The sequence below is a fragment of the Corallococcus aberystwythensis genome (genome assembly GCF_003612165.1).
Classification (GTDB): Bacteria; Myxococcota; Myxococcia; order Myxococcales; family Myxococcaceae; genus Corallococcus; species Corallococcus aberystwythensis.
Window position 1 is genome coordinate 23154 of record NZ_RAWK01000073.1, and the last position, 12901, is coordinate 36054.

A 12901-nucleotide genomic window follows, 5' to 3' on the forward strand; every position below is an offset into this window, starting at 1 on the left:
GGACGCGCCCCGGGGGGCGGGCAACGACGGCCCGTACGGAGGCCGCCTGCCCGGCCGCCCAGGTGTGGGCAGGGCGGGGTGCGCTGTCCGGATGCGTCAGCGCGCCGGGGCGGCGGGCCGCTGGGCCAGGGGCTGCGCGTCCTCTTGCGACAGCCGTTGGATCTCCGGCGCCACGTCCCCGGTGGGCGCGGCGATGCTGCACCGCGCGCCGCCATGCACCAGGCCCACCACGCGCAATTGCTCGTCCACCAGCGGCGCGCCGGAGTCGCCGGGCACGCCGTGCATCGTGGTGAAGAGCGCGGTGGGCACGTCCGGCAGCGACGGGCAGCGGCCCCAGCGCTCCACCATCACCCGCTGCGGCGCTCCGGGCCGGTCGTGGCGTCCGGTGAAGACAAGCATGGCGCCGGGGATGGGCAGCCCTTCGGAGACCTCCAGCGGGGCCACGGGTGCCTTCGCCTCCAGCTCCAGCACGGCCATGTCCCGGCCGCGATCCACGAACACGTAGCGCCCCTGGAGCTGCCGGCCGTCCTCGAAGTTCGTCCGCTCCTCGCCCGCTTCCAGCCGGACGCAGTGGGCCGCGGTGAGGACGTGTCGGCCCTGGCCCACCACCACGCCCGCGCAGTGGCCGTCGCCCAGCGTCACCGTCGCCGCCTCGGCTTTCTCCAGTCCTTCGGCTTCTCCGGTCGCGGACTGGCCGCAGGCCATCCAGGCCGTCACGGCCGCGAGTGCCACCGTGGTGCCGCCCCACTTCCATGCACGCATGCCGCTTCCCCCTCCTCCCCCGGGCGACGGGCCCACGGGTTGGAAGAAGGGTGTGCATGCGTCCGGGTGGGGCCGGGGTGCGGGCGTGGAGGCGGCTCCCCAGCAGGCGTCCTGGCGGCGGGAACAGGCTTTCTTCCAGCGAGACGGTGAAACAGGGATCAGGAGCAGAGGGTGCACCTGCTCGGATGTCCCGGAGGCGGTGTCACTGAAACGTGCTATTCCTTCGACGTCTGGATTCTGGACCCTGGCCTGGATGGGCCAGCCCCTTTGGCTCGTGAGCGACGACGAGAAGACAACGGTACTGGATGAGCGCACCCGCCCTCCGAGCACGTGGGGGGAGCGGATGCGTACGCCCATCACCTTGCCGGGTTCGGGCGACGGGGAGCGGCGCTCGCTCACTCCGGGCGTCATCGTCACCGGGCGCTACCGCGTGGAGTCGCTGCTGGGCGAAGGCGGCATGGGCCGCATCTGGCTGGCGGACGACCTGCAGGAGCGCCGGCGCGTGGCGCTCAAGGAGATGCACGTCCCCTCGGAGCTGTCCGCGGCGAAGGTGGAGGAGCTGGTGCTGCTGTTCCGGCACGAGTTCTTCGCGATGAAGAAGCTGCAGCACCCGTCCACGCTCAAGGTCTTCGACTGGGGCATGACGGAGGCCGGCAACCGCTTCATCACGATGGAGGTCGTGGGCGGCAAGGACCTGAGCTCGCTGGTGCACGACGCGCCGCTGGACACGCGCACGCTGTATCGCGTGTTGATCCAGATGGCGCAGGTGCTGGCGTTCATCCACTCGCGCCTGTACGTGCACTGCGACATCAAGGCCAGCAACGTGCGCATCACCGAGTCCGGCGCGGTGAAGCTGATGGACTTCGGCGTGATGCACCAGCTGGGCACGCCCAGTCCCGGCAAGCTGAAGGGCACGCTGGAGTACCTGGCGCCGGAGTGGCAGCGGGGCGCGAGCATCGACGGCCGCGCGGACCTGTACTCGCTGGGCGTGATGGCCTGGTACCTGGCCACGAGAAAGCTGCCCTTCAAGCGCGCGAGCCCCGCGGTGCTGCTCGCGGACCACCTGACGCGTCCGGCGCCCCGCCCGTCCACCATCTGCCCGGTGGATCCGCAGCTGGAGGAGATCATCCTCCTGTTGATGGCGAAGGACCCCCGCGAGCGCTTCCAGGACGCGGGCGAGCTCCTGGAGGCGCTCTGCCAGGCCAGCGGCGAGCCCGTGCCGGAGGAGTCGCTGTCCGCGCGCGCCAGCTACCTGCACGTGCCGGAGGTGGTGGGGCGCGAGGCGGAGCTGGAAGGGCTGATGAACGGCCTGGCGGAGGCGGACTGGGGCCAGTCGCGCGCGGTGCTCGTGGGTGGGCCCGCGGGCGTGGGCAAGACGCGGCTACTGCAGGAGTTCGAGCTCCAGGCGAAGCTGGCGGAGCTGCCCTTCGGCCGGGGGCAGTGCCGCGCGGAGGGGCTGTCTCCGCTGGCGCCGGTGGCCCAGGCCCTGCGCTCCCTGGTGCCGCACACGCCCGCGGAATTGATGGAGCGGGTGAAGGCGCCGCTCACGCGCCTGATGTCACCGGACGTGCTCGACGGCGACCTGCAGGAGCAGCTGCCGCGCGACGGCTCCGACGAGAAGGCCGCCTTCTTCGAGGCGCTGTCGGAGTGGACGCGCACGCTGGGGGGACGGCAGTCCTTCGTGCTGTGCTTCGAGGACCTGCAGTGGGCGGACAGCGCGTCGCTGGAGGCGCTCAACGTCCTCATCCGCGCGCTGCACGGCACGCGCGGCATGGTGGTGGGCACGTTCCGCTCCCATGAGCTGTCGCGCCTGAGCCTCGCGTTCCAGACGGTGGACGAGAAACTCACGTCCCGCGTGGAGCTGGAGCCCCTGTCCGCGGAGCACGTGGCCACGCTGGTGGAGCTGGTGCTGCCGGGGCTGGACGTGCCGGAGGGCTTCGTGCAGCGGCTGCACGAGACCACCGGCGGCAACGCGTTCTTCGCCACCGAGTGCCTGCGCATGCTGGTGGAGGCGGGCGCGCTCAAGCGCGTGGGCGGACGGTGGGAGGCGGAGGAGGGGCTGGGCACGCGGAGGCTCCCGGGGAGCATCCAGGAGGCGGTGCTGATGCGCCTGGCCAACGCGCCGCCGGAGCAGGTGTCACTGCTTCGCAAGCTGGCGCCCGCGGGCCGGATGCTGGACCTGCCGCTGGTGCGCGCGCTGTCGGGCCTGCCGGAGGCGGAGCTTTTCGCCGTGCTGGACGGCATCGTGGAGCGGCAGTTCCTCCAGGACGTGGAGGGGCGCTACGTCTTCACGCACGACACCGTGCACCAGGCCGTCTACGACAGCACGCCGGAGGCGGAGCGCCGGGCGCACCATGGCCAGGTGGCGCGGGCGCTCCAGGCGCTGCCCTCCGGACTCGCGGGCGTGGTGCGCGCGGTGGGCTGGCACTTCGCGCGCTCGGACGCGCCCGCGGAGGCCATCCAGCCGCTGCTGCAGGCGGGACAGGCCGCCATCGAGGCGGAGGCGCTGCTGGAGGCCACGCTGCTCCTGAAGGAAGCGGCGGGGCTCCTGGAGTCCGCGCCGGACTACCCGGGCCGCTCCGAGCAACTGCTCCGCACCTGGGTGTCGCTGGTGGAGGTGGGCTACTCCAGCGACCCGCCGACGTCGGTGGCGTACGCGGACCGCCTCTTCGCGCACTGGGAGGCCACGGTGGACGTGGCGTCGGGCCGGCGCGAGGCGCTCTCCCGCCTGGAGTCCGCGCGCTCGGCCACGCCCGCGGAGCGCGAGGAGCTGCTCATCCCGCTCTTCCGCGAGGTGGCGGCGGACGGGCGGATGACGCCGGTGGACGTCTTCTGGAAGCGCTCGGAGCTGGAGATCCTCCAGGGCATGGCGCTGGCCATCCTGGGTCGCACGGACGCGCTGGAGGGGCTCAGCGCGCGCGTGGCCGCCGAGCACCCGGAGGACTCGCCGTACCGGGCGGGGCTGTCCGTGGCCCGCTCCACGTTGACCGCGTACACCGGCCACTGGGCGGGTGGGGTGGAGGAGCAGCGCAGGCAGGTGCAGCGGCTGCGCGAGTTCCGCGACGCGGTGGGGCGTCCGCCCCGGCGGCTGGCGTGGGCGCTGGGCATGGGCGGCTACCTGCTCAACGTGAACCTGGCCCTGCGCGGCGAGCCGCTGGACGAAGCGCTGCTGAAGGACGGGCTGCACCTGGCGGAAAGCCAGGGCTTCACCGACGTGCGCGCCTACCACCTCTTCGCGCAGGTGGCGCGCGCGGCCTTCACCGGGGATGGCGCCGCGTTCGCGTCCGCGCTCGCGCAGAAGACGGAGCTCATCCGGCGGCTGGGCAGCCCCCGGTTGATGGAGCGCAACCTGGCCCTCTTCACGCCGCCGTACTACCTGGAGCGCGGCGAGCACGAGCTCGTGGCGGCCGTGGTGTCGCGCGGCGAGGCGCTCGCGCGCGTGCTGCCCGAGGACCGCTGGCTGCGCGCGCACGTGCAGGTGTACCAGGCGTGCCGCGACGTACTCTTCGAGGACGCGGGCGCCGCGCGCGAGTCGCTGCCCCGCGCCCTGGAGGCCGCGCAGAAGGGGGGCCTGCGCATGGAGACGCTGGTGCGCGTGTACCAGTCGCGCTTCGAACGCGACCAGGGCCGGCTGCCCGCCGCGCTCGCCGCCGCCGAAGCCGCGCTCGCGCGCGCCCTGGACCCCCGCTTCGCCAACCCCTGGGATGAAATCCTGGCCCGCCGCGCCCTGGCGCCGCTGGTGTCCCGGGAGGAGGGGGACGCGCACCTGCGCCACGCGCGCCTGCTGGCGGAGTCCACCGGCAACGTGCTCCAGATGGGGCTCGTCTACCTTCAGCACGCGGAGCGGCACGCCCACCCGGAAGAGGTGATGCTCGAGCTGGAGATCGCCGAGCGGGCCTTCACCACCGCCCGGGCCACGCACCTGCAACTGCTCGCCCAGTCGCTGCGCGGCCCGCTGTCGCGCCAGCTGGAGGACGTGAAGCAGAGCGCCTGACGGCCCCGTCGTGCTTAGGATGGCCCCCATGGCCTCCTCCCCCCTGCGCTTCTGCCTGGACTACCTGTCCCCGTACGCCTACCTCGCCTGGCTCCGCATGCCCGCCATCGCGGCGCGGCACGGCAGGGAGCTGGAGCCCGTGCCGGTGCTGCTCGCGGGGATGCTCAACGCAGTAGGCTCCATTGGCCCGGCGGAGATTCCCGCCAAGCGCGTCTACGTCTTCAAGCAGACCTTCCGCATCGCGCATGAGCAGGGCGCGCCCTTCACGCTGCCGCCCTCGCACCCGTTCAACCCGCTGTTGTCCCTGCGCGTGACGGCCGCCGTGGACGACGTGGCGGAGCGCACGAGGCTCACCACCGCGCTCTACTCCGCCGCGTGGGGCCAGGGCCGGGGCATCGAGACGCCGGAGCAGGTGGGCGCGGTGCTGACGGACGCGGGCTTCGACGCGCGGGCATTGCTCGCCCGGGCCCAGCTGCCGGAGGTGAAGGACCGCGTGCGCCACAACACGGAGGCCGCGCTGGCGCAGGGCGCCTTCGGCGTGCCGTCCGTGCTGGTGGACGACGAGATGTTCTGGGGCGTGGACTCGCTGGGCCACCTGGAGCGCTACCTGGAAGGCCGCGACCCGCTCACCCCCGGGGACCTGGCGCGCTGGAAGGACCTGCCCGCCACCGCGAACCGGCGCCCGGAAGGAAAGCCCCGCCCGTGAACGTGCTCGGGCAGCTGGGGGTGGCCGTCGCGGGGCTGGTGCTCGCCGGCGTGCTCCTGTTCCTCAACTTCTGGCGCGCGGTCCTCTACCTCTTTCCCCACACCGTCCGGGTGGAGCCGGAGGCCCCCGCGGACCAGATGGACCTGCCGGAAGCCCTGGACCCCCTGGCGGGCCAGCTCCAGGCGCTGGGCTTCACGCCGCTGGGCAGCCACGAGGAGAAGCCGCTCCTCCAGAAGGCCACCCGCTCCTACGACTGGGCGCACCCGGGCGAGCGCGTCTTCGCCACCCTGTACGAAGGGAGCGACCTGTTGCCCCGGCTCTACCTGCTGACGCCCCTGGCCGCCGGGGGCTTCGTCATCACCGCCAGCTACCGGCGCCCCGCGCTGGACCTCCCCGGCTACCGCTCCGGGTACCTGGAGGACGCCGCACCGGAGCGCCTGTTGCGCGCGCATGTGCGACGGCTCGAGGGGTTGGACCCGGCGGGCCCGGAGGGCTTCACCTGGGAGGGGCGCGTCCAGGTGGCCCGGGCCTGGTACGCCGGTCTGGGGCGCAAGGAAATCCGCCGCCAGAACCTGCAGGGGCTGTTGTGGACGGCCATCGCGCTTGCCATCGTCGCCAGCGCCTTCCTGGGACGGCGCGCGGGCTGACGGCCCCCTGGACGCTTTTTTAAGCGTCACGTCATGCGTGCACCGCGCGCCCCGGAAGAGTAGGGAGACGAGCACCATGAAGAGCGTGTCCAAGAATGAGGAAATCTACTTCCTGTCCGGCAAGCGCACCCCGTTCGGTACCTACGGTGGCAGCCTCAAGGACCTGAGCGCCACCGACCTGGCCGTGGAGTCCGCGAAGGCGGCCCTGGCCCAGGCGGGCGTCTCCCCGGAGCTCATCGAGCACGTGGTGTACGGCAACGTCGTCCAGACGAGCTCGGACGCCATCTACCTGCCGCGCCACGTGGGCCTGCGCACGGGCGTGCCGGTGCCGGTGCCCGCGCTGGGCGTCAACCGGCTGTGCGGCTCCGGCTTCCAGGCCTTCGTCACGGCCGCGGAGATGATGCTGACGGGCGGCGCGGAGGCCGTCCTCGCGGGCGGCACGGAGTCCATGAGCCAGGCGCCCCACGTCATCCGGGGCGCGCGCTGGGGCCTGCCCCTGGGCAAGGGCGGCCTGGAGGACATGCTCTGGACGGCCCTCACGGACAGCTACACCGGCCAGGCCATGGCGCTCACCGCCGAGCAGCTGGCGGTGGACTACGGCCTCACCCAGGACGACGTGGACGGGTACGCGGTCCTCACCCAGAAGCGCTTCGCCGCGGCCCAGGAGTCCGGCCGGCTGGCGGATGAAATCGCGCCGGTGACGCTCAAGGGCAAGAAGGGCGACACGGTGGTTTTCAAGGACGAGCACAACCGTCCGGAGACCACGGTGGAGGGGCTGCGCAAGCTGCCCAAGGTGTTCAAGAAGGACGGCGTGGTGCACGCGGGCGCGGCCAGCGGCATCTGCGACGGCGCGGGCTCCATGGTGATGGCCACGCGCAGCTTCGTGGAGAAGCACGGCCTGAAGCCCGTGGCGCGGCTGGTCAACTGGGGCGTGTCCGGCTGCGACCCGAAAATCATGGGCATTGGCCCCGCGCCGGCCATCCGCAACCTGCTCAAGCGCGCGGACGCGAAGCTGACGGACGTGGACCTCTTCGAGGTCAACGAGGCCTTCGCGCCCCAGTACCTGGCGGTGGAGAAGGAGCTGGGCCTGCCACGCGACGCCACCAACGTCAACGGCGGCGCCATCGCCGTGGGCCACCCGCTGGGGGCCTCCGGGGCGCGCATCACCATGACGCTCGCGTACGAGCTGAAGCGCCGGGGCGCCCGCTATGGTATCGGGTCCGCCTGCATCGGTGGCGGCCAGGGCATCGCCGTGCTGGTCGAGGCGCTCTAGGCGCGCCGGGTGGCGACGGGGTACGGGGCAGACGACTTCCGGACGGGACGTGAGATGAGCAACGAGGTGGACGCGAAGACGGCCCGCGAGCGGGCCAAGGCCATCGCCGAGCAGCGCCGTGCCGAGCGCCGCAACCGCAAGCGCCGCTGCGTGGTGTGCGGCGTGGAGGAGAGCGACAAGACGCCGCTGACGGCCCACCCGGAGGGCATCGGTCCCGCCTGCAAGGACGAGGTCACCTGTCAGGCCCGCCGCGCCGCCGCCGGCCGCTGAAGGAAGCCGGGGCCGTCCCCCCGCCTCCCGCCGCACTGTCGGCGGGTGGACGGTGGGCGGCCCCCCGCCCGTCAGGGCATCCCGGGGGACGGAACGCCTTCCGGAGCCGGATTGTCGGGCCCGTTTCTTGATGGCGCCCGCGACTCGGGGTAAACATTTGTAATCTCTGGTGACACGAGGGTTGGAATGGCCGTTATCAGCTTCACGGGAGTCAAGGTGTTCTCCACCACGCTCGCGCGAGACCGCGAGAACATGGGCGAGAACATCACCAAGTGGCTGAAGGAGAACTCCTCGCTGGAGGTCGTGGACAAGATCGTCACGCAGTCCTCGGACAAGGAGTTTCACTGTCTGACCATCACGCTCTTCTACCGCCACAAGGTCTGACGGCCCCGGCAGGGTAGAGAAGGCGTGGGATGCGAGGGCGCTTCTCCCGGGTGACACCCGGGTGGGGCGCCCTTCATCGTTTCTGGATTTGGGGTTGCGGACCGGGCGGTGTTCCACCACCTTTGGGCCTCTATGCGACCCATGCGGGGCTTCAACCGGGGCGGCGGCGGTTTCGGCGGCGGCTTCCCGGGCCTGGATTCGATGGCCGCCAAGCTGGCGGTAGCGCTGGTGGCGTTCTCCGCCCTGTTCCTGGCGACCCAGCGCGGGCAGGGCGTGCTGCTGCTGCTCAACCCGCGGGACGTGCTGTCCCTGCGCGTGTGGCAGCCGTTCACCTACGCGTTCGTGGCCACGGACCCGCTGGGCATCGTCTTCGGCGGCATCATCATCTGGTCCATCGGCGGCTTCCTGGAGTCCACCTGGGGCTCCAGGCGCCTGCTGATGGCGTCGGTGGGCATCACGGTGCTCGCGGGCTTCATCACGGTGCTGCTGTCGCTCGTGATTCCCATGGCGAGCCTCTACGCCGGCGGCACGGTGATGACGACGGTGCTGTGGGTGGCCTACGGCCTGGTGATTGGCCGGGGGCAGACGAACTTCTGGGGCATCCCGCTCACGGGCAACTGGTTCGCGGCCATTGGCGCGGGCTTCACCCTGCTGCGGCTGCTCACCGCGCCGGCCTGGCAGGTGCTGGCGCCGGAGCTCATCAGCCTGGTGCTCGTCTTCGCGTACGTGCGCGGCGCGAGCCCCAAGCGGCTGATGCTCCAGCTGCAGCACTGGCGCCTGCAGCGGCAGCTGCGGGACCGCTCCAAGCACCTGCGCGTGGTGGACCGCGACCGCCCGCCGGACCGCGACCAGTTCCTCAACTGAAATGGCCCCGGGGCCGCGCCCTCAGTGCGCGGCCTCCGGGTGGCCGTACTGCTTGAGCTTCCGGTAGAGCGTGGCCACCCCGATGTCCAACTGCTCCGCGGTGCGTGAGCGGTTGCCGCCGTTCTGCGCCAGCACCGCGAGGATGTACTCCTTCTCCATGTCCTCCAGCCGGCGCGGGTTGCTGGTGGGCGCCAGGGAGGGCGGCGCGGCGCGTACCTCTTCCGGCAGGTCGTCGCGCTCCACGCGCGGGCCCTCGCACAGCACCACCGCGCGCTCAATCGCGTTGCCCAGCTCGCGCACGTTGCCCGGCCACGGGTAGCGCAGGAACTGATCCGCCGCGTCCGGGGACAGCCCGTTCACGCGCCGGCCCAGGCGCTCGCCGGCCTCCGCCAGCAGCAGCCGCGCCAGGGGGAGGATGTCCTCCTTGCGCTCGCGCAGGGGCGGGATGCGCAGCTCGATGACGCGCAGCCGGTAGAAGAGGTCCTGGCGGAAGCGGCTCAGGCGGACCTCCTCGGACAGGTCGCGGTTGGTGGCGGCCACCACGCGCACGTCCACCTTGCGGCTGAGGTTCTCCCCCACGCGGCGCACCTCGCGCTCCTGGAGGACGCGCAAGAGCTTCGCCTGCATGGCGGGAGGCACCTCCCCCACCTCATCCAGGAAGAGGGTGCCGCCGTGCGCGGCTTCGAAGAGGCCGGGCCGGTCGTGCGTGGCGCCGGTGAAGGCGCCCTTCGCGTGGCCGAACAGCTCGCTCTCCAGCAGGCTCTCCGTCACCGCGGCGCAGTTCACGGCGATGAAGGCCTTGTGCGCGCGGCCGGACTCGTCATGGATGAGCCGGGCGATGCGCTCCTTGCCCACGCCGCTCTCCCCGGTGACGAGGATGGTGGTGTCCACCTTGGCCGAGCGCCGCGCCAGGTTGAGCACGCGCTGCATGGCCTCCGCGCGGGCCACCATGCCGGCCGGGTCCTCCGTCACGCCGGACACGCGCGCCAGCGACTGCCGCTTCGCGCGCAGCTTGCGCTCCGCCTGCCGCAGCGCCTCCGTCACCTGTCCGAGCACGCCCTCCATGCACTGCGTTTCATAGAAGCGCAGGAACTCCGTGCACTCGGTGCTCCACTCCTCCTCGGGGCGGCCCACGATGTGGCAGAGCGCGTCGCCCTTGCCCACGCACTTGAGCTCCGCGCAGTAGATGGGTTTGTTGTTGCAGTAGCTCATGTACCCGGACGCGAAGCCGGTGAGGCTCCAGCACACGGGCTCTTCGGCCTGTCCCAGGTGGAGCAGGTGCTGCTCGGCTTCATAGGAGTCGCGCCACTGGGCTTCCGCGAAGGGCTCCGGGCCGTCCTTGTCCGTGCGCTCGATGCGCTCCACGCGCACCTGGCCCATCAGCGTGTGCAGCCGGCCGCCCGCGCGGCGCCACTCCGCTTCGTCCGTCCACGGCACCGCGGACTTCATCGCCTCCGCGGTGCGCCAGCCGTGCGCGTAGCCCAGCCGCGTGAAGATGCCGCGCGCGGCCGTCATCCCCAGCATCCCGATGAGCTCCTTGCGCAGGAGCCCCAGCGCCACCGGATCCATCAAGAGCGCCCGCTGCCCGGCGAAGCGGATGACCCCGCCCTTCGGCTCCAACGCGAGCAGCTCCCTCAAGTCCAACCCTTCCAGACCCGCCACGGTGTCTCCCGGTGTCGTTCAGACTGAGGTGCTTCTCTATCAATATGAGAGCCGTTTGACAGGGCTGGAATTTAAAACCTCGTGGTTTCAATGGGTTGCCTTGTTGGGTGCGCTGGTCCTGGGGTTGCAGTAGAAGGCGCCACGATGGCTTCCGGGGTGGACAGACGCGAGGTGCTGCAGGGGGTGGCGGCCGCCGGGATGGCGGGGGTGATGGGCGCCGGACCCTCGGCCGCCCGGCAGGTGGCGCCGGCCCTGTTCGTGTCGCACGGCTCGCCCATGACGGCGCTGGACGCGGATGAGTATCCGCAGGCGCTCAAGCACTTCGGTGACGGCGCGGGCCCGGTGAAGGCACTGGTGGTGGTGTCCGCGCACTGGGAGACGGACGCGCGCGTGCACGTCACCGCGATGGCCGCTCCGCCGCTCGTCTACGACTTCCACGGCTTCCCGGAGGAGATGTACCGGCTGCGCTACGCACCGCCTGGCGCTCCTTCATTGGCGAAGGATGTGGTGGCGCGGCTGTCCTCGGCGGGTGTGCCCGCGGTGGCGGACGGCGAGCGCGGCCTAGATCACGGCGTCTGGGTGCCCTTGCGGCATGCGTTCCCGGAGGCGCGCGTGCCCGTGTTGCAGGTGGCGCTGCCGGCGGACGCGACGCCCGCGCAGGTGGCGCGCATGGGTGAGGCGCTGCGGCCGCTGCGCGCGGAGGGCGTGCTGCTCATGGGCAGCGGCGGGGTGGTGCACAACCTGCGCCGGGTGAATTTCAGATCCAAGGCGGCGTCCGTCGAGCCATGGGCCGCCGAGTTCGATGCGTGGGTCGCCGGAAAACTTGCCGCACGTGACTTCAATGGGATTCAGTCATGGATGGATGCACCGAATGCGCGGGTCGCGCATCCATCGCCCGAGCATTGGTTGCCCATCTACTTCGTCCTCGGAGCCGCCCTCCCCGAGGACCGCGTCACCCCCGTGTTCGAGGGCTTCCATCACGGAACCTTGTCCATGCGCAGCTTCGCGCTGCGCGCCTGAACCTCGCAGTCCGCAATCTCCAAGGAGTCACACCATGAAGCTGTCCCTCAAGTCCGCCATCACGCTGGTCGCCGTCGCCGCCCCCTCGTTTGCCTTCGCGTCCGCGTGGGAGATCGACTCGTCGCACTCCAGCGCGCAGTTCGCCGTGAAGCACATGATGGTGTCCAACGTGCGCGGCGCCTTCAGCAACGTGAAGGGCAACGTCAACCTGGATGACAAGGACATCACCAAGTCCACCATCGAGGCGACCATCGACGCGAAGACCATCAACACCAACGAGCCCAAGCGCGACGAGCACCTGAAGAGCGCTGACTTCTTCGAGGTGGAGAAGTTCCCGACCATCACCTTCAAGTCCACGAAGGTCGCGAAGGCCGGCAAGGACAAGCTCAACGTCACGGGCGACCTGACCATGCACGGCGTGACCAAGCCGGTGGTGCTGGCCGTGGAAGGCCCGACGGCGGAGACGAAGGACGCGTGGGGCAACGTGCGCCGCGGCGCCACGGCGACCACGAAGATCAAGCGCAGCGACTTCGGCCTGGTCTGGAACAAGGCGCTGGAGGCCGGCGGCGTGGCGGTGGGTGACGACATCACCATCACCCTGGACCTGGAGACCACGAAGAAGGCCGACGCGGCGGCGCCGGCGGCCAAGGAGACGAAGTAGTCTTCGTCTTCGTCCAAGGATTGAAATGAAGAGAGGGGCCTCGGGTGACCGGGGCCCCTCTTTTTTTGTGCCCTTGGGGGCTCCGGCGGATGGACCGGGGCCCCTCGGCGCTCAGCCCTCGGCGACGGCCTGCACGCTGGCGCGGTAGATGAAGATGCGCGCGGTGTTGGTGCGGGTGTCAGCGGGGATGACGAAGAAGCCCGGGGTGGGGCCCTTGAAGTCCTGGGAGAAGCCGGCCACCTGGCGGCCGTCGTTGAAGGTGACGCGGATCTTCGAGCCCTCCGCCTGCGGCTGACGCGCGCCCGCGGCGAGCATGAAGAAGATGGCCTTCACGCGCTTGCCGGGGATGCGCTCCGGGGCGAAGCCGCTCTGCTGCTCCAGGGAGATGGTGTCCTCCAGGAGGTCCGCGTCGCGGATGGTGCCGCGCTTCACCTGTCCTTCGACGGTGTGGATGATGACGCGGTGTTCGCCTTCCACGAAGGAGTTGGTGGCGGCAGTGAAGCCGTCCCCCGGCACTTCGAAGAGGGTGTCGTCCATGGGGCGCAGGTGGTTGGCCGTCGCGACCGGGGTCGCGGGGACGACGGGCTGTTTCTTATACACATCTCCGAGCCCACGAGACATGCGCAGCTCTCGTATGCCGTATTCTGCTTGAAAAAAA

The 12901-nt window shown here is 71.0% G+C and carries 12 protein-coding genes; 9 read left to right on the top strand and 3 right to left on the bottom strand.

Annotated features, from left to right (window positions below; translation table 11 throughout):
• Window positions 1–96: 96 nt before the first annotated feature.
• Entirely contained in the window at window positions 97–762 is a 666-nt protein-coding gene (locus D7W81_RS14205) for a S1 family peptidase (RefSeq protein ID WP_120555908.1), read from the bottom strand.
• 343 nt (window positions 763–1105) lie between these two features.
• On the opposite strand from D7W81_RS14205, the gene D7W81_RS14210 reads away from it, so the two are divergent.
• The 7 genes from D7W81_RS14210 (at window position 1106) to D7W81_RS14240 (ending at window position 8900) form a co-directional block, all read left to right on the top strand.
• A complete protein-coding gene (locus tag D7W81_RS14210; protein ID WP_120555909.1) occupies window positions 1106–4756 on the top strand; it encodes a serine/threonine-protein kinase in 3651 nt (1216 codons plus the stop codon).
• 28 nt (window positions 4757–4784) lie between these two features.
• Window positions 4785–5462: a 2-hydroxychromene-2-carboxylate isomerase gene (locus D7W81_RS14215; protein ID WP_120555910.1), complete on the top strand. Its 678-nt coding sequence runs from the start codon at window positions 4785–4787 to the stop codon at window positions 5460–5462.
• Entirely contained in the window at window positions 5459–6109 is a 651-nt protein-coding gene (locus tag D7W81_RS14220; RefSeq protein ID WP_120555911.1) for a hypothetical protein, read from the top strand. The genes D7W81_RS14215 and D7W81_RS14220 overlap by 4 nt, the downstream gene beginning before the upstream one ends.
• A 76-nt stretch (window positions 6110–6185) precedes the next feature.
• A complete protein-coding gene (locus D7W81_RS14225) occupies window positions 6186–7382 on the top strand; it encodes an acetyl-CoA C-acetyltransferase (RefSeq protein ID WP_120555912.1) in 1197 nt (398 codons plus the stop codon).
• Between the two features lie 54 nt (window positions 7383–7436).
• Window positions 7437–7652, top strand: coding sequence for a hypothetical protein (locus tag D7W81_RS14230; RefSeq protein WP_014399195.1), 216 nt, complete (start codon window positions 7437–7439; stop codon window positions 7650–7652).
• Between the two features lie 186 nt (window positions 7653–7838).
• Entirely contained in the window at window positions 7839–8036 is a 198-nt protein-coding gene (locus D7W81_RS14235; protein ID WP_120555913.1) for a hypothetical protein, read from the top strand.
• Window positions 8037–8168: 132 nt separating this feature from the next.
• Window positions 8169–8900, top strand: a complete 732-nt coding sequence (locus D7W81_RS14240; RefSeq protein WP_120555914.1) for a DUF1751 domain-containing protein — start codon at window positions 8169–8171, stop codon at window positions 8898–8900.
• A 21-nt stretch (window positions 8901–8921) separates the two neighbouring features.
• Here D7W81_RS14240 and D7W81_RS14245 read toward each other — a convergent pair whose 3' ends face one another.
• Window positions 8922–10562, bottom strand: coding sequence for a sigma-54-dependent Fis family transcriptional regulator (locus tag D7W81_RS14245; RefSeq protein WP_120555915.1), 1641 nt, complete (start codon window positions 10560–10562; stop codon window positions 8922–8924).
• A 144-nt stretch (window positions 10563–10706) separates the two neighbouring features.
• Between D7W81_RS14245 and D7W81_RS14250 the strand changes: the two genes are divergently transcribed.
• Together D7W81_RS14250 and D7W81_RS14255 are read left to right on the top strand one after the other, a co-directional pair.
• The gene (locus D7W81_RS14250; protein ID WP_120555916.1) at window positions 10707–11582 is read left to right on the top strand and encodes a dioxygenase family protein; all 876 of its coding nucleotides are present in this window, start codon (window positions 10707–10709) and stop codon (window positions 11580–11582) included.
• A gap of 34 nt (window positions 11583–11616) precedes the next feature.
• A complete protein-coding gene (locus tag D7W81_RS14255) occupies window positions 11617–12243 on the top strand; it encodes a YceI family protein (RefSeq protein ID WP_120555917.1) in 627 nt (208 codons plus the stop codon).
• Window positions 12244–12354: 111 nt separating this feature from the next.
• Here D7W81_RS14255 and D7W81_RS14260 read toward each other — a convergent pair.
• Window positions 12355–12901, bottom strand: a 547-nt coding sequence (locus D7W81_RS14260) for a DUF6982 domain-containing protein (protein ID WP_438503360.1), incomplete at its 5' end; no start/stop codon positions are given.